The sequence below is a fragment of the Inhella crocodyli genome (assembly GCF_004004565.1).
Lineage (GTDB): Bacteria > Pseudomonadota > Gammaproteobacteria > Burkholderiales > Burkholderiaceae_C > Inhella > Inhella crocodyli.
This window is the reverse complement of the sequence record NZ_SACM01000001.1, coordinates 1136810-1153425: the sequence shown is the minus strand read 5'-3', so window position 1 is coordinate 1153425 and position 16616 is coordinate 1136810. Positions and strand designations below refer to the sequence as shown.

The 16616-nt window shown below is 70.7% G+C and carries 17 protein-coding genes; 8 read left to right on the top strand and 9 right to left on the bottom strand.

Going from position 1 to position 16616, the window contains the following annotated elements; genetic code table 11:
- Nucleotides 1-4 precede the first annotated feature (4 nt).
- Entirely contained in the window at nt 5-1495 is a 1491-nt protein-coding gene (gene ntrC / locus EOD73_RS05330) for a nitrogen regulation protein NR(I) (protein ID WP_127681547.1), read from the top strand.
- A 9-nt stretch (nt 1496-1504) separates the two neighbouring features.
- On the opposite strand, the gene dbpA is transcribed toward ntrC, so the two are convergent.
- A complete protein-coding gene (dbpA, locus tag EOD73_RS05325) occupies nt 1505-2908 on the bottom strand; it encodes an ATP-dependent RNA helicase DbpA (RefSeq protein ID WP_127681545.1) in 1404 nt (467 codons plus the stop codon).
- 76 nt (nt 2909-2984) lie between these two features.
- Here dbpA and EOD73_RS05320 point away from each other — a divergent pair, with 76 nt between their 5' ends.
- Nucleotides 2985-3476, top strand: a complete 492-nt coding sequence (locus EOD73_RS05320) for a Dps family protein (RefSeq protein WP_127681543.1) — start codon at nt 2985-2987, stop codon at nt 3474-3476.
- 13 nt (nt 3477-3489) lie between these two features.
- Here the strand turns inward: EOD73_RS05320 and EOD73_RS05315 are convergent, their stop codons facing one another.
- Entirely contained in the window at nt 3490-4077 is a 588-nt protein-coding gene (locus tag EOD73_RS05315) for a septation protein IspZ (protein ID WP_127681541.1), read from the bottom strand.
- Nucleotides 4064-5020 carry an MBL fold metallo-hydrolase gene (locus EOD73_RS05310; RefSeq protein ID WP_127681539.1) on the bottom strand — a complete coding sequence of 319 codons (957 nt, stop codon included), beginning with the start codon at nt 5018-5020 and terminating at the stop codon, nt 4064-4066. Before EOD73_RS05310 ends, EOD73_RS05315 begins: the two co-directional genes overlap by 14 nt.
- Before the next feature lie 16 nt (nt 5021-5036).
- Between EOD73_RS05310 and def the strand changes: the two genes are divergently transcribed.
- Nucleotides 5037-5570 (top strand): peptide deformylase, encoded by a 534-nt coding sequence (gene def / locus EOD73_RS05305; protein WP_127681537.1) that lies wholly within the window; start codon nt 5037-5039, stop codon nt 5568-5570.
- Nucleotides 5571-5639: 69 nt separating this feature from the next.
- Complete coding sequence (locus EOD73_RS05300; RefSeq protein WP_127681535.1) at nt 5640-7631, top strand: DUF6600 domain-containing protein; 1992 nt, start codon at nt 5640-5642, stop codon at nt 7629-7631.
- A 7-nt stretch (nt 7632-7638) separates the two neighbouring features.
- On the opposite strand, the gene EOD73_RS05295 is transcribed toward EOD73_RS05300, so the two are convergent.
- Nucleotides 7639-8289 carry an arylesterase gene (locus tag EOD73_RS05295; RefSeq protein ID WP_127681533.1) on the bottom strand — a complete coding sequence of 217 codons (651 nt, stop codon included), beginning with the start codon at nt 8287-8289 and terminating at the stop codon, nt 7639-7641.
- Between EOD73_RS05295 and EOD73_RS05290 the strand changes: the two genes are divergently transcribed.
- On the top strand, nt 8288-8959 hold the full coding sequence (locus EOD73_RS05290) for an ABC transporter ATP-binding protein (RefSeq protein WP_127681531.1): 672 nt from the start codon (nt 8288-8290) through the stop codon (nt 8957-8959). The genes EOD73_RS05295 and EOD73_RS05290 overlap by 2 nt on opposite strands.
- Nucleotides 8960-8962: 3 nt before the next feature.
- On the opposite strand, the gene EOD73_RS05285 is transcribed toward EOD73_RS05290, so the two are convergent.
- The 5 genes from EOD73_RS05285 to msrB all read right to left on the bottom strand — a co-directional run bounded on the left by EOD73_RS05285 (nt 8963) and on the right by msrB (nt 11741).
- Nucleotides 8963-9520, bottom strand: coding sequence for a DUF2062 domain-containing protein (locus EOD73_RS05285; protein WP_127681529.1), 558 nt, complete (start codon nt 9518-9520; stop codon nt 8963-8965).
- A gap of 51 nt (nt 9521-9571) precedes the next feature.
- Nucleotides 9572-10354, bottom strand: coding sequence for a peptidylprolyl isomerase (locus tag EOD73_RS05280; RefSeq protein ID WP_127681527.1), 783 nt, complete (start codon nt 10352-10354; stop codon nt 9572-9574).
- Nucleotides 10355-10428: 74 nt separating this feature from the next.
- Complete coding sequence (locus EOD73_RS05275) at nt 10429-10695, bottom strand: BolA family protein (RefSeq protein WP_127681525.1); 267 nt, start codon at nt 10693-10695, stop codon at nt 10429-10431.
- Nucleotides 10692-11318, bottom strand: a complete 627-nt coding sequence (locus EOD73_RS05270; RefSeq protein ID WP_127681523.1) for a septation protein A — start codon at nt 11316-11318, stop codon at nt 10692-10694. Before EOD73_RS05270 ends, EOD73_RS05275 begins: the two co-directional genes overlap by 4 nt.
- A 15-nt stretch (nt 11319-11333) precedes the next feature.
- The gene (gene msrB, locus EOD73_RS05265) at nt 11334-11741 is read right to left on the bottom strand and encodes a peptide-methionine (R)-S-oxide reductase MsrB (RefSeq protein WP_127681521.1); all 408 of its coding nucleotides are present in this window, start codon (nt 11739-11741) and stop codon (nt 11334-11336) included.
- A gap of 105 nt (nt 11742-11846) precedes the next feature.
- On the opposite strand from msrB, the gene EOD73_RS05260 reads away from it, so the two are divergent.
- The 3 genes from EOD73_RS05260 to EOD73_RS05250 are packed head-to-tail and all read left to right on the top strand — an operon-like array spanning nt 11847 to nt 16607.
- Nucleotides 11847-13448: an AMP-binding protein gene (locus EOD73_RS05260; RefSeq protein WP_127681519.1), complete on the top strand. Its 1602-nt coding sequence runs from the start codon at nt 11847-11849 to the stop codon at nt 13446-13448.
- A gap of 9 nt (nt 13449-13457) precedes the next feature.
- The gene (locus EOD73_RS05255; protein WP_127681517.1) at nt 13458-15488 is read left to right on the top strand and encodes a 3-hydroxyacyl-CoA dehydrogenase NAD-binding domain-containing protein; all 2031 of its coding nucleotides are present in this window, start codon (nt 13458-13460) and stop codon (nt 15486-15488) included.
- Nucleotides 15489-15521: 33 nt separating this feature from the next.
- Nucleotides 15522-16607, top strand: a complete 1086-nt coding sequence (locus EOD73_RS05250; RefSeq protein ID WP_127681515.1) for a methyl-accepting chemotaxis protein — start codon at nt 15522-15524, stop codon at nt 16605-16607.
- Nucleotides 16608-16616 lie beyond the last annotated feature (9 nt).

The window sequence follows — 16616 nt, the reverse complement described above, 5'->3', positions numbered from 1 at the left end:
CGCCTTGAAATCCATCTGGGTTGTTGACGACGATCACTCCATCCGCTTCGTGCTGGAAAAGGCGCTGGCGCGCGAAGGCCTGCCGGTGCGCACCTTCGCCAACGTGCGCGACGTGCGCACGGCGCTCGACCAAGAGGGGCCGCCCCAGGTCCTGGTGAGCGACATCCGCATGCCCGGCGGCTCGGGCCTGGACCTGCTGGCCGAGGTGCGCGCCAAGCTGCCCACGCTGCCGGTCATCGTGATGACGGCCTTCAGCGACTTGGACAGCGCCGTCGCGGCTTTTCAAGGCGGGGCCTTCGACTACCTGGCCAAGCCCTTCGACTTGGCGCGGGCGGTGGAGCTGATCCGCCGCGCCATGGCCCAAAGCGACACCGAGGGCGCGGCCCTCGAGGCGCAGGCCAACACGCCCGAAATGCTGGGCCAGGCCCCGGCCATGCAGGAGTTGTTCCGCGCCATCGGGCGGCTCAGCCAAAGCCAGGTGACGGTGTTGATCACCGGCGAAAGTGGCGCTGGCAAGGAGTTGGTGGCGCGGGCCCTGCACAAGCACAGCCCGCGTGCGGGCGGGCCCTTCGTGGCCATCAACACCGCGGCCATCCCCAAGGACCTGCTGGAAAGCGAGCTCTTTGGCCACGAGCGCGGCGCCTTCACGGGGGCGCAGGCCACGCGCCGCGGCCGCTTCGAGCAGGCCGAAGGCGGCACCCTGTTCCTCGACGAGATCGGCGACATGCCGCTGGAGTTGCAAACGCGCCTGCTGCGGGTGCTCTCCGACGGGCAGTACTACCGCGTCGGCGGCCACAGCCCCTTGAAAAGCCAGGTGCGGGTCATCGCCGCCACGCACCAGAACCTGGAGCAGCGGGTGCGCGACGGGGCCTTCCGCGAGGACCTGTTCCACCGCCTGAACGTCATCCGCTTGCGCCTGCCCCCTTTGCGCGAGCGACGCGAAGACATCGCCCTGCTGGCCCGCTCCTTCTTGGCCGCCAGCGCCCAGGAACTCGGCATGGAGCCCAAGCGCCTGTCGGAAGACGCCTTGGCCCGCCTGCAGGCCTTCGACTTCCCGGGCAATGTGCGGCAGTTGCAAAACCTCTGCCACTGGCTGACGGTGATGGCGCCCAGCGCCGTGGTGGACGCCAAGGACCTCCCGCCCGAGTTGGGCGAGTCCACGCCGGCCTTGACCGCCAGTCCGGTGGCCGACGCGCCGGCGGCCCCTTTGCCCAGCGGCCCAGCCGCCGTGCCAGCCGCGTCCGTCAACGTCGGCACGACCGTGGGCGGTCAGGGCTGGACGCAGCTGATGGCGGTGGAGGCGGCGCGCTTGCTCGCCGCCGGCGAGCCCGAGGTGTGGGACGAGCTGACGCGGCGCTTCGAGTCCGAGCTGATCACCACCGCCTTGGCGCACACGCGCGGCCGGCGCATCGAGGCCGCGCGCCTGCTGGGCATCGGTCGCAACACCATCACCCGCAAGATCCAGGAACTGGGCCTGGACGACGCGGGCGACTGAGCCCCGGGCTCAGTCGCGCTCGCTCAGGTCCGCCAGCCGGCGGACCTTGACCTTGCGGCCTTTGAGCTTGCCCAGGGAGAGCCGCCGCACCGCCTCGTGCGCGATGTCGCGCGACACGGCCACGTAGCTGTGGAAATCGGTCACGTTGATCTTGCCCACCTGCTCGGCCTGGAAGCCGGCCTCGCCGGTCAGCGCGCCCAAGATGTCGCCCGGGCGCAGCTTCTCTTTGCGCCCGCCCAAGATTTGCAGGGTGTCCATGGGAGGCCGCAAGGGGCCGCCCGGCGCGTCGCGCAAGTCGGCCAGCGCGCGCCATCGGAACTCGGCGCCCATCAGCTGCTCGATGCGGCCCACGCGCCCCATCTCGTCCATGCTGGCCAGGGTGAGGGCCAGCCCCTTTTCGCCAGCCCGGCCGGTGCGGCCGATGCGGTGCACATGGCTTTCGGCGTCGGCACTGACCTCGACGTTGATCACGCAGGCCAGCTGCGCGATGTCCAAGCCGCGGGCCGCCACGTCGGTGGCCACCAGGACCGAGGCACTGCGGTTGGCGAACTGGATCAGCACCTGGTCGCGGTCGCGCTGCTCCAAGTCGCCGTGCAAGGCCAGGGCCACGAAGCCTTGGGCGTTCAGCACCTCGCACAGGTCGCGGCACTGGGCCTTGGTGTTGCAAAAGGCGATGGTCGACGCGGGCCGCCAGGCGCGCAGCAGGTGGGGCACGGCGTCCAGGCGTTCGGCCTCGCCCACCTCGAAGGCCCACTGCTCAATGCCCGCCGGCGCACCCTGGGCGGCCGGGGCGAGCTTGACCTCGCGTGGTGTGCGCATGAACTTGGCCGCGATCTCGGTCACGCCCTCCGGAAAGGTGGCGGAGAACAGCAGGGTTTGCCGCGTGCGCGGGCCGCGGGCGGCGATGCGCTTGATGTCGTCCAAGAAGCCCATGTCCAGCATCCGGTCGGCCTCGTCGAGCACCAAGGTCTGCAAGCCCGCCAGGTCCAGGCTGCCGCGCTCCAGGTGGTCCAGCACACGCCCGGGTGTGCCCACCGCGACGTGCGCGCCGAAGCCCAGGCTCTCCATCTGCGGCTTCATCGGGCTGCCGCCGCAGAGCGTGAGCACCTTGACGTTGTCGGCGGCGCGGGCCAGCCGGCGGATTTCCTGGGTGACCTGCTCGGCCAGTTCCCGGGTGGGGCACAGCACCAGGGCCTGCACCTGGTTCTGGCCCGGGTCGAGCTTGTGCAACAGGGCCAGCGAGAACGCCGCCGTCTTGCCCGAACCGGTTTGCGCCTCGCCCAGCACGTCGTGGCCCGCCAGGGCCAAGGGCAGGCTGGCGGCTTGGATCGGCGTCATGGCCGCATAGCCCAATTGCGCCAGGTTGGCGCGCTGGGCGGCGGAGAGGGGCAGGCTGTCGAAAGAGGCGCTCATGCGGCATTGTCCCCGCGGCCTGCGGGGGCCCGCGACTGCGTTAGCCTTTCGGGATCGACCACACCAGGAGCACGCAATGGGCAAGAAGAAGGGCGTCACCATGGACATCGGCATCGACGCCAAAACGCGGCAGGCCATCGCCGCGGGGCTGTCCCGCCTGCTGGCCGACACCTACACCCTCTACCTGACCACGCACAACTTCCACTGGAACGTGACCGGGCCGCAGTTCAATTCGCTGCACGCCATGTTCATGGCGCAGTACACGGAGCTGTGGAACGCCGTGGACCCGATCGCCGAACGCATCCGTTCCTTGGGCCAGCCGGCGCCCGGCAGCTACGCGCAGTTCGCCGCGCTGAGCAGCCTGCCCGACGCCCCGGCCCAGCCGCCGAAGGCCAACGCCATGGTGGCGCTGCTGGTGCAGGGCCACGAGGCGGTCGCGCGCACGGCGCGCTCGGTGTTCCCGGTGGCCGACGCGGCCAACGACCAGCCCAGCTGCGACCTGCTCACGCAGCGCATGGACGTCCACGAAAAGACCGCGTGGATGCTGCGCAGCCTGCTGGACGAGTGAGGTCCGGGGGCCGTCAGGCCCTGGGCTGCGCGAAGCGCAGCACGGCGAAGAACAGCAGCATCACCAGCACCGTGTCGCCGAAGGTCGAGTAGGTCAACCACAGGTCGGTGCTGAACCAGGTGGCCACGCCGTAGTTCAGGCTGGCCATCACCAGCCCCAAGACGCCCATGCCCAGGCTGAGTCGCGGGAAGTCCACCGGCTGCATCAGGTAACGGGCCATGCGCTGTCCGAAGTAGCGGCCGCGGTTGAGCGCGCCGTCGCCGAGGAACAGCGCGGCCGTCAGCAGGCCCAACACCGTGCTCTTCATCTTCACCGCCCAGTCGTCCTGAAAGGCGAGCGAAAAGCCGGCCGAGACGAGCAGCATCACGACGCCGAACATCGCCAACCCGCCCAGCAGGTCCACCTTCACGAAGCGCTGCACGAGCACCAAGGCCAGGCCGGCCGCCGCGCCCACCAAGGCCGCGGTGGTCAGGTTGGTGAACTTGGCCACCACGAAAAACAGCAGGCCCAAGGCCAGGTCGGTGTACAGGGACCACTTGTTCCGCTGCCACTGCGCCGCCTGTCGCGCGGCCAGCACCGCGGGCGGTTCAACGTTTCTCAAGCCACACCTCCAGGCCTTGGGCGTTGAGCTCCAGGTCCGTGGCCAACAGGTCTGCCACCTGGGCCTCGTCGAAGGCGCAGCCGTGTTCGCGCAGGCTGTCGGCGTACACGGCCAGAAGCTCGCGCTTGATGCGGGCGTGGCGCTCGGCCTGGGCGTCGCGGGCCACGGCCACCATGCGGTCGATCAGCGCGTTCAAGAGCGCCGCCAAGCGAGGGACGTCTTGCACCATGCCGTAGTGCGTCACGTACATGCGCTCGGGCTGGGTGGCCATCAGGCGTGCGATCGAGGCCTTCATCGCGTCGGGCTCGAACTGGACGGGCGTGCTGGTGGGCAGGGCCCAAGGGCGGCCGCCCACGTCGAACTCCCGGTAGCTCAACCCGAAGGTGTCGCCGGTGAACCAGCCGCGGCTGCGCGCGTCCCAGATGCAGTGGTGGTGCTTGGCGTGGCCCGGGGTGTCGATGAAGCGCAGCGGGCGCCCGGCCAGCTCGATCACCATCTCGTCGGCGCTGGCGCGCGCGCGCTCGGCCGGCACATTGACCAGCTCGCCATAGCTGCGGCGCATTTCCTCTTCGCCGTACACGGCGGTCGCGCTGATCCACAGTTGCGTGGGGTCGACCATGTGCCGCAGGCCGCGCGGGTGGCAAATGAGGCTGGCGCCGGGGAGGGCGCGCATCAGCAGGCCCACGCCGCCGGCATGGTCCAGGTGCACGTGGGTGGGGATGACGTAATCCACCGCCTCTGGGGCCAGGCCCACCGCGGCCAAGGCCTCCAGCAGGCGCGGCACGGCGAAGTTCGTGCCCGTGTCGATGAAGGCGGCCCGGCCGGCTTCCACGACCAGGTAGGCGGCGTCGAAGCGGGGGCGCTGGAACCCGGTGTCGATGGCGTACACGCCATGGCCCAGGTCCTGCGTGTGCTCGGGAAGAATGCGGGGGTGTCCTAACATCCCGTCACGATAGCCCATGGCCGTTCTCGAGATCCTTCGCATGGGCGACCCGCGCCTGCTGCGCGTGGCCCAAGCGGTCACCGAATTTGACACACCGGCCTTGCACGCCCTGGCTCAGGACCTGCACGACACCATGGTGGCGGCTAAGGGCGCCGGCCTGGCCGCACCGCAGGTCGGGGTGGACCTGCAAGTGGTCCTGTTCGGCTTCCAGTCCAACCCGCGCTACCCCGACGCGCCGCCCGTGCCCCCAACCCTGCTGATCAACCCGGTCATCGAGCCCCTGGGCGAGGCCGAGGAGGAGGGCTGGGAAGGCTGCCTGTCGGTGCCGGGCCTGCGCGGCGTCGTGCCGCGTTGGTCGCGCATCCGCTACCGGGGCTTTGGGCTCAACGGCACCCCCATCGAGCGCGAGGCCGAGGGCTTCCATGCGCGGGTGGTCCAGCACGAGTGCGACCACCTGTTCGGCGTGCTCTACCCCATGCGGGTGCGGGACTTCCGCCGTTTTGGGTTCACCGACATCTTGTTTCCAGGCCTGGACGCCTCGGACGACTGAGCCTGTCCACCGCGGGCCCCACTGGTGCGTTGCGTCCCCAGCCCCGGCTCCGCGGGGCGGAGACGTGCGATGACCCTGCCCCTTCCCTTGCGCCGGTGGTTCGGCCTGCAACTGCTGCTTTTGCTGGTCCTGTGCCTGACGGGCATGGCCGCCCAAGCCGACCCACCCACCCGCGTGCTGCGTGTGGCGGAAATCCAGGGTCAGGCCTTGTGGTTCGACCCCGACGAGCGCGAGTGGCAGCCCTTGCTGCGCAACCAGAGCCTGTCCGAGGGCGACCGCTTGCGGGTGGACCACCACAGCCGCGTGGGCCTGCGCATCGGGCCGCACGCCTTGTGGCTGGACGAGCGCAGCCAGTTGGAGCTGATGCGCGTGGACGACGAGCGCCTGGACTTGGTGCTGGACCGCGGCGCCTTGGCCTTGCGCTTGGTGACGCGCGAAGGCGCGCGCGAGACCCGGGTGCGCACCCCGGAAGGGCGGTTCCAGTTCGACCGGGCCGGTGACTACCGCGTCGACGCGCTGGCGCGCAGCAGCCGCGGCCAGGTGTACGAGGGGCGCATGCTGTTCGACCACCGCGGCCAGGAAGATGCCCCCTTGTGGCTGCAGGCCCCCGAGACGGCCGAACTGTGGTGGGACAACGGGCCGCGTGCCGAGCGCCAGCGCTTGATGCCCCAGGACGACTTCGGGGCCTGGTTGGTCGACAGCGCCGGCTTCGGCCGCGAAGACGTTGACCGATACGCCAACCGACCGGCCTACCGCTACGTCTCGCCGGAGTTGACGGGTGCCGACGAGTTGGACGCCCACGGTCGCTGGGAGAGTAGCAGCGAGTTCGGCCCGCTGTGGCTGCCGGTGCGCGTGGCCGTGGACTGGGCGCCCTACCGCTACGGTCGCTGGACCTGGCACCGCCACTGGGGCTGGACCTGGGTCGACGACCTGCCTTGGGGCTATGCCACCTCGCACTACGGGCGCTGGGTGTACTGGCGCAACCGCTGGTGCTGGGCACCGGGTCCCGTGCGCGTGGCACGACCGGTGTTCGCCCCGGCCTTGGTCGGCTGGGTGGGCAGCGGCCACGTGCAGGTGGGGATCCAGATCGGGGGGCGCGCCGCCCCGCCCGTGGCCTGGTACCCACTGGCCCCGTACGAGGTCTACAAGCCCTGGTACCGCCACAGCCCGCAGTACGTGCGCCGCATCAACCCCGACCCCGATCCGGTGACGGTGCGCCGCCCCACCGTGCCGGGCTGGACGGGCAACAACCGCAGCGTGCCGGGTGCCGTCAGCACCTTCGACGTGCCCGTTCGCCAAGACGGTCCCAACCGCACGGCCCTGCCGCGCCCCGTGCCCGTTCGCGACGAGGCGACGTTGCGCGCCCTGGCGCCACTGCCCGAGGGCCCAGGCCGCGACACCTTGCCGCTGGCCCGTCCGAACCGACCGGAACGTGGCGAGGACGCCCCGCGTGCTCGGGTTGTCGGCGGCGAGCCGAGCGCCCCGGTCGGACGGGGCGGTGATGCCGGGGTGCCTTGGCGTGGCAGCGCGCCCGAGACGCGTGGGCCGGAGCCGAGCGCCCGCGGCGACCAAGGCCTGCCGCGCCGCCAAGAGCGTCAGGAGCGCCAAGAGCGACCGACGCCGGCCGACCGCGACGTGCCGCCCCCGACCGTCGACCCCATTTGGCGCAGCCAGCCCGATGCCGGTGTGCCGCGCCGCAGCGAGCGCCGCGACGAGCCCCGCGAGTTCCCGCGCGAGCTGCCCCGCGAAGAGCGGCGCGCGCCAGTGGTCGAGCGCAGCCCGGAGGCCGAGGTGCCGACGCGTCGCTTCGAGCCGCCCGCGCGCCCGTCGTCCGAGCGCCGCGACGAAGGCATGCCCTGGCGGGCGCCGCAGGTGCAACCGCAGCCGCAGGCCCAGCCCGCGCCGCCGCCCCCGCGCATGGAGCCCCCGCGTCGCGCGGAACCCCCGCCGCGCATGGACCTGCCGCAGCGCCGCGCCGAGCCAGCGCCCTCGGCCCCCGCGCCGCGGGCCCGCGAGCGCGACGATGGCGTGCCGCGCAAGCGCGGCGAGCAAGAGCGTTGAGTCGGGTCTAGAGCAGCGGGCTGAGCGCCGGCCACACGGCGTCCAGCATCAGGGGATGGGCTTTGGCGAGCGGGTGGATGCGGTCGGGCTGGAACCAGCTCTCCGCGTCCGGCCGCTGCGCGAAGCCGCTCAGCAAGAAGGGCACCAGGGCGGTCTTTTCGCTGCGGGCCACCTCGGCAAAGGTGGCCGCGAAATCCTGGCCGTAGCGTGCCCCGTAGTTCGGCGGCACCTGCATCCCCACCAGCAGCACCTTGGCCCCCGCGGCCTTGGCCGCCTGGACCATGGTGCGCAGGTTGTCGCGCGTGTGGGCCAAGGGCAGCCCGCGCAGGGCGTCGTTGCCCCCCAGCTCAATCACCACGATGGCCGGGCGGTGCTGCGCCAGCAAGGCCGGCAGTCGCGCGCGCCCACCTCCGGTGGTGTCGCCGCTGATGCTGGCGTTGACGACGGTGTAGGGGGCCTTGCGTTGTTGCAGCCGCGCCGACAGCAAGGCCACCCAGCCGGCACCGCGGGCGATGCCGTACTCGGCCGACAGGCTGTCGCCCACCACCAGCAGGGTTCGCGCGGGCGCGGCGGCCAGCGAATGCCCCCAGAGCCCGAGCCCCAGAAGGGCGCCGCTACAGTGCGCCACCCAGGCCCGCCGCTTCGTCCCACCCGCCATGTCCGCAGTTCCTCTCGTCGATGTGCAAGACCTCAGCAAGCGCGTGCGCGATGCCTCGGGCGAGTTGACGATTCTGCATTCGCTGTCATTCACCTTGCAGGCGAGGGAGTCGGTGGCGATCGTGGGCGCGTCGGGTTCGGGCAAGAGCACCTTGCTCGGCTTGCTGGCCGGCCTGGACACGCCGAGTGCGGGCCGCGTTCGCATCCAAGGCGAGGACCTGTTCGAGCGCGACGAGGACGGCCGGGCCGAACTGCGCGGGCGCACGATGGGCTTCGTGTTCCAGAGCTTTCAGCTGCTGCCGAACCTGACTGCGCTGGAAAACGTGATGCTGCCGCTCGAATTGCGCGGCGACCGCGAGGCCGAAGAAAAGGCCCGCGTGATGCTGCAGCGGGTGGGCCTGGGCGAGCGCTTGAAGCACCGCCCGCGCGTGCTGTCGGGCGGCGAGCAGCAGCGCGTCGCCTTGGCGCGGGCCTTCGTCGTGAAGCCGGCCTTGCTGTTGGCCGACGAACCCACGGGCAGCTTGGACCACGCCACCGGGGCCCAGGTGATGGCCTTGATGGACGAGTTGAACCGCGAGGCGGGCACGACCCTGGTGCTGGTCACGCACGACGAGCGCTTGGCCGCGCATTGCGACCGCCGCCTGCGCATCGAGGCCGGTCGCTTGGTGTGAGCCTCAGCGCCGCGCCCGGGCGCGCAGCCGGCGGCGGCGTTCGAAGCGGATCACGCCCCACCACGCCCAGTACGTGACCCCGTAGGCCACGCCGCCCAGCACCACGGCGGCCATGGGCATGCCCACGGCCCAAGCCGGGCCCATGGCGGAGATCCAGGTCACGAAGGCCGGCCACCAGGTGCCCGGGTGCGCCCAGTCCAAGGCCAGCATGGCCGGGGTGGCCGCCACGCCGCTGGGGTCCATCACCCAGCTGCCAAGCCACAACGCCAGGCCCCAAATCGGCACCAGCGTGAAGGGGTTGGTCAGCCAAGTTGCGGCGACGGCCGCGGCCACGTTGCATCGCACCAGCACCGCGGCCAAGGCGGCCACCAGCATTTGCACAGGCAGGGGGATCACCCCCACGGCCAAGCCCACGGCCACGCCCATGGCCACGCGGCGGCGGTGGGCCACCCAGAGCCAGGGGCGCGGGGCCAAGTAATGCCCCAGCCAGGCCAGCCCCTTGATTTGGGCCAGGTTCTCGGGCGTGGGCAGCCAGCGGCGGGCGAGTTTGGAAGCGGGCATGAAAAAAGCCGCTCGGGCACGGGGCTCGGGCGGCTTCTCCGGTGGGTGGACTTACTGGCCGAACTTGTAGTCGGTCTTCGCGGCTTGGCGCAGCGAGGCCTGGAAGGCGTTCCACTTCATCTGCTTCAGGCGATCGATCACTTGCGGCTTGACTTCGTCGAAGGCCGGGAACTGCATTTCGCGCGTGTCATCCAGGCGGATGACGTGGTAGCCGAATTGCGACTTCACCGGCGTCTCGGTGATCTCGCCCTTCTTCAGGGCCACCATGGCCTTGCTGAACTCGGGGACGTAGGCGTTGGCGTTGGACCAATCCAGGTCGCCACCGCGGGCGGCCGAGCCGGGGTCCTTGCTCTTGCTGGCCAGGTCTTCGAACTTCGTGCCCAGCTTCAGCTTGGCGATGATGTCCTTGGCCTCGTCTTCGGTCTCGACCAGGATGTGGCGAGCGCGGTACTCCTGACCACCTTGGGCGGCCTTGACCTTGTCGTACTCGGCCTGGGCTTCGGCGTCGGTCACGGGGTTGGTCTTGAAGTAGTGGTTTTGCAGTTCGCGGATCAGGATGGCCTGGCGGGCCAACTCGATCTGGGCGCGGTAGTCGGCGCTGGCGGGCACGCCACGGCGCTCGGCCTCTTGCATCAAGATCTCGCGGTTCACGACTTCGTCGCGCACCTGGCGGTCCATCTCGGGCGTGCGGGGCTGACCGCCCTTGGTGATCTGGCTGATGATCGTCTCGAAGCGGGCCTTGGGCACCGGCTTGCCGTTGACGATGGCGATGTTTTGCGCTTGGGCGCCAAAGGCGGCCGCGACGAGGGTGGCGGCGAGCAGGGTGGATTTCATCGGAAGGGCTGGAAACGGTGAGAAAGACCGCCAGGAGGCGGGTGGCAATGGGTGGCAGGACGCCACCGATTCGGTCAAGGCTCTTCGGGGCTGCGCGCGTCGATTTGCAACGCATGGATGCCGCGATCGGCCAAGGGGCCGAGGGCATCATAGATGAGCCGGTGGCGCGCAACTCGGCCCAGTCCGGCGAACCGCGGGCTCACGATCCGCAGGCGGTAGTGGCCCCCTTCGCGGGCCCCCGCGTGCCCGGCGTGCAGGTGGCTGTCGTCCTGCCAAGCGAGCGCCGTGGCGCCCAGCGACTCGGTCAATAGGGCGCCCAATTCGTCCAAGCGGGCCTTCATTTCGGGGCCTCCTCGGGCGGCAGGTGACGGGAGAGGTACAGGCCCTGCGCCATCACGAACACGAACATCAAGGCGGTGGCGCCGAAGACCTTGAAGCTGGCCCAAGTGCTGGTGGAAAAGCCGTAGGCCACGGCCAGGTTCAGCAGCCCCATGCCCGCGAAGAAGGCGATCCACATCGCGTTCAAGCGCGCCCAGATCGCGTCGGGCAGCTCGACGTCCTTGAGCACGGTGTGCAGCAGGTTCTTGCCCCAGAACCGCTGGCTGGCCCAGAAGCCCAGGGCCATGGCCCAGTACAGGCCGGTGGGCTTCCACTTGATGAAGGTCTCGCTGTGGAAGTAGAGGGTCAGGGTGCCGAGCACGACCACCAGGGCCAGGCTCACCCACAGCAGCAGGTCGATGGTTTGCCGCATGAGCTTGAGCACCAGCACTTGCAGCAGCGTCGCGCCCATCACCACCAGGGTGGCCAGGATGGTGGGGGCCTCTTGGGGGCCGATGACCCCGCCCGACACCATGAAGCCCAGCTGCGCCGTCACCCAACTGGCCGCCCATTCGCGGTGAGACTCGCCGTACTTGAACGCGGCAAAGAACAGCCCCAGAGGCAAAAAGTCGAGAAGGAATTTCAAGGCAGGGGCCAGCGCTCAGTCGGGCTTGAATTTTAGGGAGACGGAGTTGATGCAGAAGCGCTCGCCCGTCGGTTCGGGGCCGTCCGGGAAGACATGACCCAAGTGGCTGCCGCAGCGCTTGCAGCGCACCTCCACCCGCACCATGCCGTGGCTGTGATCGACCAAGCGCTCCACGACCTCGTTGTCCAGGGGCTCGTAGTAGCTGGGCCAGCCGCAGCCGGCGTCGAACTTGGTGTCCGAGGCAAACAGCGCCGTGCCGCAGCCCACGCACACGTAGTGCCCCGCCTCCCAGTGGTCCCAGAACGCACCCGTGAACGCGCGCTCCGTGCCCGCCTGGCGCGCCACCTGGTAGGCCAGCGGGTGCTCGCGGTCGAGCTGTTCGCGCCATTCGGCGTCGGTCTTTTTCACGGGGTAGTCGCTCATGGCCGGTGCGGAAGGCAGGGAGGTCGATCGAGTGTAGGGGGGTGGGTCAATCCGGAGCCCCTGTGGGGCCGTGGCCCGGAGGGGCGCCCCTAAGATCGAACGACCATGATGCGCGTCCCCCTCGACCTCGCCAACTTGCTGCGGCACGCCGCGCGCGAACACGGGGCCAAGCGCATCCACACCGTTGGCGCCGACGGCCGCGTCCAGGCCGGCAGTTGGGCGCAACTTGAACGCCGTGCGCGCCAGTGGGGCCAGGCCTGGGACCGCTTGGAGCAGGCGCCCGGCAGCGTGGTGGCGCTGCTGGGGTGGAACGCCCAAGGCCTGTTGGAGGCGGTGCTGGGCACGGCGGCCAGCGGCCGCCAGGCCCTGACCCTGAACCCGCGCCAGTTCCCAGAGCAGCTGATTTACGCCGTGAACCAGGCCAAGGCCGAGGCCTTGGTTTTCGACCCCGAGTTGGCGCCGCTGGTCGAGGCCATGCAGCTGCAGATGGGCACGGTGAAGCATTACATCCAGCTTGGCGGGCCCGACGCCCTGCCGCCCCCGAGTTGGGGCTTGGCGCCCATGGACGCGGAATCCCTGCTCGGCATGGACGACCCCGACTGGCGCTGGCCCGAGGTGGACGAGAACAGCACGGCGCTGATCGCGTTCCGCGTGGCCAGCAGCGGCTGGCCCAAGGGCGTGCCCATCAGCCACCGCGCCTGCATCCTGCAAGCGATGGCGGCGGCCTTCCCAGACGCCTACGGCATCGCCCACGTCGACACCCTGATGCCCTTGCTGCCGGTGGCCCACAGCGGGGGCTGGGCGCTGTGCCTGTGCGCGGCGCTGATCGGCTCGCAGCTCACCATGGTGCCGCCGGGTTTGTCCACCGCCGACCTGGCCCGCGCGATGCTGGAAACGGGCGTGACCATCGCCGCCGGACCGCCCACGGTCTGGCAGGCCTTGCTGGACCACCTCGACGCCGAGGGCCTGCGCCTGCCGACCTTGCGCTGTGCGGCCGTGGGCAGTGCGTCGTTCCCCGTGCCCCTGCTCGAGCGCTTGCGCGCGATGCCTGGGCTGGACGTGGTGCACACCTGGGGCATGACCGAGTTGGCCCCGCCTGCGCTGGTGGCCCGGGGCGCCTTGCTGACGCCCGACCGCGACGGCCGCTTGCCCCAGGGACGGGCCTGTTTCGGGGTTGAGATCGCGCTGGTCGACGACGCCGGCCGCAGCCTGCCGCGGGACGACGACGCCGAAGGCGAGTTGGTGGTGCGCGGGCCGTGGACCCTGGACGCCTACCTGGGCGAGACCGAGTCGCCCCTGGTCGCTGTCGACGGCGACCCCGGCTGGCTGCCCACGGGCGACATCGGCCGCATCGGCCCCGACGGCCGGGTCACCCTGACCGACCGCAAGAAGGACCTCATCCGCTGCGGCGGCGAGTGGATCAGCGCCCGCCAGCTGGAGCGCATCGCGCTCCTGCACCCGCAGGTGGCCGAGGCCGCCGTCATCGCCCAGGCCGACGAGGTCCATGGCGAGCGGCCGCTCTTGGTGGTGGTGGCGCGTCTGGGCGGGGCGCCCGACCCCGAGGAACTGCTCACCCTTTTCAATGGCCGTGTGGCCGACTGGCAGCGCCCGGTGCAGGCGCTGTGCTTCCCCGAGTTGCCCAAGCTGGGCAACGGCGACATCGACAAGCGCGAATTGCGCGCGCTGGTCGACACCCTCTTGAACTGATCCCCTGCCATGTTGAACGAAACCCTTCGCGACGGCGTTGCCGTCTTGGTCATGGAGAACCCGCCGGTCAACGGCCTGTCGCACGCCCTGCGGTCGGCGCTGTGGGCCGCGGTCGAGCGGCTCGAGGCCGAACCGGCGGTCCGCGCCATCGTCATCACCGGCAGTGGCAAGGCCTTCTCCGGGGGCGCGGACATCCGCGAGTTCGGCAAGCCCGAGTCCTTCGCCCACCCCCACCTGCCAGCCCTGACGCAGCGCATCGAGGCCTGCGCCAAGCCCGTGGTCGCCGCTGTGAACCACCTGGCGCTGGGCGGGGGCCTGGAACTCGCCCTGTGCTGCCACCACCGCGTGGTGGCCGACGACGCCCAGCTCGGGCTGCCGGAGGTCAACATCGGCCTGTTGCCCGGTGCCGGCGGCACGCAGCGCCTGCCGCGCGCGCTGGGACTGGCGACGGCCCTGCAGATGATCACCACCGGCGTGCCGCAACGCGCCGCCAAGCTCGCGGCGTTGCCTGGGCAAGCCTTGATCGACGCCTGCGTGCCCGCGGCCGAGTTGTTGGACCGCGCCGTGGCCCTGGCCGCTGCCGCCACCACCTGCCCGCGCCTGAGCGAGCGCGCCGTGCCTGGCGACGAAGCCGCCTTGGCCGCGGCCCGCGCGCAGGCGGCCGCGCTGCCTTACCCCGCCCCCTTGGCGTGTGTGGAGGCGGTGGCCGCCGCCACCGACCGGCCCTTCCTAGAGGGCCTGAAGGCCGAGCGCGAGGGCTTCGAGCGCCTGATGCGCACCGAAGCCAGCGCCGCCTTGCGCCACGCCTTCTTCGCCGAGCGTGCCGTGGGCAAGGTGCCGGGCATCGAGGCCCACACACCGCGCCGACCGATCGCGCGGGTGGCGGTGATCGGCGCCGGCACCATGGGCAGCGGCATCGCCACGGCCTGCCTGATGGCCGGCCTGCAGGTCGACCTCATCGAGTCGCAAGAGGCGGCCCTGGCCCGCGGCGTGGCCGCCCTCGAGAAGCACGTGCAAGCGCAGGTGGACAAGGGCCGGCTGAAGGCCGACAAGGCGGCAGCGCTGCGCGCGAACTTGAAGCCCAGCACCGGCGACGAGGCCTTGTCGCAAGCCGATTTGGTCATCGAGGCCGTGTTCGAAGACATGGCCCTGAAGCAGACCGTGTTCCGCAAGCTGGACGCCGTTTGCAAACCCGGCGCCATCCTGGCCAGCAACACCAGCACCTTGGACGTCGACCAGATCGCTGCCGTGACCCAACGACCCAACGACGTGGTCGGCCTGCACTTCTTCAGCCCCGCGGCCGTCATGAAGCTCTTGGAGGTGGTGCGCGGTGCCGCCACCTCGGCCGAGGTGCTGGCCACGGCCTTGGACTTTGGCAAGCGCATCGGCAAGACCTGCGTGGTGTCGGGCGTGTGCGATGGCTTCATCGGCAACCGCATGCTGGAGCCCTACTTGCAGCAGGCCCTCTTCCTGCTGGACGAGGGCTGCACGCCCCAGCAGGTGGACCGCGCGATCGAGGCTTGGGGCTTTGCCATGGGCCCGTTCCGCATGGGGGACTTGGCCGGCAACGACGTCAGCTGGCGCGTGCGCCAGCAGCGCGTGAAGGACGGCAAGACCGTCTGGCCCCAGCCCCTGGCCGACGCCCTGTGCGAAGCCGGCCGCTTCGGCCAGAAGACCGGCGGCGGTTGGTACGACTACGCCCCGGGCTCGCGCCAAGGCACGCCGTCGCCCGCCGTGGACGCCCTGATGGCCGCGCACCGCCAGCGCCTGGGCCGTCCGGCCCGCGCGGTGCCGGACGACGAGATCGTCGACCGCCTGCTGCTCGCCTTGGGCCTGGAGGGCCAGGCCCTGCTGCAAGAAGGCATCGCCCTGCGGGCCAGCGACGTGGACGTGGTCTACCTGGCCGGCTACGGCTTCCCGCGTTGGCGTGGCGGGCCCATGTTCGCGCTCGCGCAGCGCCCCGCCGAGGCCCTGCAAGCGCGATTGGCCGAGCTGACCCAAGCGCACCCCAGCGACCCCGGCCCCTGGCGCCGGGCCTGATCCCCTTCTTCCCACCCCGTTCCGGAGTCCTGCATGATCTTTGACAGCCTGTCCTTGAAACAACGCGTGGCCCTGCAAGTGGGTCTGAACGTGGGCCTGCAGGTCTACGTGGTGGTGGCCGTGCTCAGCGGCTGGGGCTCGGGCACCGTGATCGTCGGCAGCCTGCTCATCGGGGCCTTCATGCTCTGGCTGTACTTGGACAGCGCCAGCGGCACGGGGCGCTTTGTCGAGACCTTGATGGCCGGCGCCGACCGCATGGGCCACGGCGACCTCACCGAGGACGTGCCCACCTTCGGCAACCCCACGACCCGCGCCGGCCTGGACACCATGCAGGGCCTGCAAGAGCGCTTGCGCGCCATGATGGGCACACTGCGCGACGGCGCCGAGCAGGTGAACACGGCCGCCACCGAAATCGCCGCGGGCAACCTGGACCTGAGCCAGCGCACCGAGCAAGGCAGCGCCGACCTGCAGGCCTGCGCCAGCGCCTTGCGGGAGATGACCGAGGCGGCGCGTCACAGCTCGGACGCGATGAGCGAGGCCGCCACGCTGAGCCAAAGCACGAGCGGCCTGGCGCGCGAGGGCGGCAGCGTGGTGTCGCAGGCGGTCTCCGCCATGAGCGGGGTGAGCCAGTCGAGCCGCAAGATCGCCGACATCATTGGCGTGATCGACGGCATCGCCTTCCAGACCAACATCTTGGCCCTGAACGCCGCCGTGGAGGCCGCCCGCGCTGGCGAGCAAGGGCGCGGGTTCGCCGTGGTGGCCGGCGAGGTGCGCAGCCTGGCGCAGCGCAGCGCCGAGGCGGCCAAGGAAATCAAGAGCCTCATCACCAGCTCGGTGGAGCAGGTCGACACCGGCAGCAACCTGGTGAATAACGCGGGGGCGCGGATGGAGGAGGTCGTCAGTGCCGTGGAGCGGGTGGCGGCCCTCATCGCCGACGCCACGCAAATGGCCCGCACGCAAAGCGCGGGCTTGCAGGGCATCGCCGATTCGGTCGATCGCCTCGACCAGTCGATGCAGCAAAACGCCGCCTTGGTGGAGGAGGGGGCGGCCGCGGCCGACAGCCTCAAGGGCCAAGCCACGCGCCTCAACGGCCTGGTCGGCCAGTTCCGCCTGCGCTGAGCCTCGAGC

What these genes read in the sequence shown, in the direction of transcription:
- EOD73_RS05300 (WP_127681535.1), top strand. Translation starts at nt 5,640, where the DNA reads ATGACCCTGCCCCTTCCCTTGCGCCGGTGGTTCGGCCTGCAACTGCTG.
- EOD73_RS05260 (WP_127681519.1), top strand. Translation starts at nt 11,847, where the DNA reads ATGATGCGCGTCCCCCTCGACCTCGCCAACTTGCTGCGGCACGCCGCG.
- dbpA (WP_127681545.1), bottom strand. Translation starts at nt 2,908, where the DNA reads ATGAGCGCCTCTTTCGACAGCCTGCCCCTCTCCGCCGCCCAGCGCGCC.
- EOD73_RS05285 (WP_127681529.1), bottom strand. Translation starts at nt 9,520, where the DNA reads ATGCCCGCTTCCAAACTCGCCCGCCGCTGGCTGCCCACGCCCGAGAAC.
- EOD73_RS05310 (WP_127681539.1), bottom strand. Translation starts at nt 5,020, where the DNA reads ATGTTAGGACACCCCCGCATTCTTCCCGAGCACACGCAGGACCTGGGC.
- msrB (WP_127681521.1), bottom strand. Translation starts at nt 11,741, where the DNA reads ATGAGCGACTACCCCGTGAAAAAGACCGACGCCGAATGGCGCGAACAG.
- EOD73_RS05295 (WP_127681533.1), bottom strand. Translation starts at nt 8,289, where the DNA reads ATGGCGGGTGGGACGAAGCGGCGGGCCTGGGTGGCGCACTGTAGCGGC.
- EOD73_RS05280 (WP_127681527.1), bottom strand. Translation starts at nt 10,354, where the DNA reads ATGAAATCCACCCTGCTCGCCGCCACCCTCGTCGCGGCCGCCTTTGGC.
- EOD73_RS05290 (WP_127681531.1), top strand. Translation starts at nt 8,288, where the DNA reads ATGTCCGCAGTTCCTCTCGTCGATGTGCAAGACCTCAGCAAGCGCGTG.
- EOD73_RS05250 (WP_127681515.1), top strand. Translation starts at nt 15,522, where the DNA reads ATGATCTTTGACAGCCTGTCCTTGAAACAACGCGTGGCCCTGCAAGTG.
- EOD73_RS05320 (WP_127681543.1), top strand. Translation starts at nt 2,985, where the DNA reads ATGGGCAAGAAGAAGGGCGTCACCATGGACATCGGCATCGACGCCAAA.
- EOD73_RS05275 (WP_127681525.1), bottom strand. Translation starts at nt 10,695, where the DNA reads ATGAAGGCCCGCTTGGACGAATTGGGCGCCCTATTGACCGAGTCGCTG.
- def (WP_127681537.1), top strand. Translation starts at nt 5,037, where the DNA reads ATGGCCGTTCTCGAGATCCTTCGCATGGGCGACCCGCGCCTGCTGCGC.
- EOD73_RS05255 (WP_127681517.1), top strand. Translation starts at nt 13,458, where the DNA reads ATGTTGAACGAAACCCTTCGCGACGGCGTTGCCGTCTTGGTCATGGAG.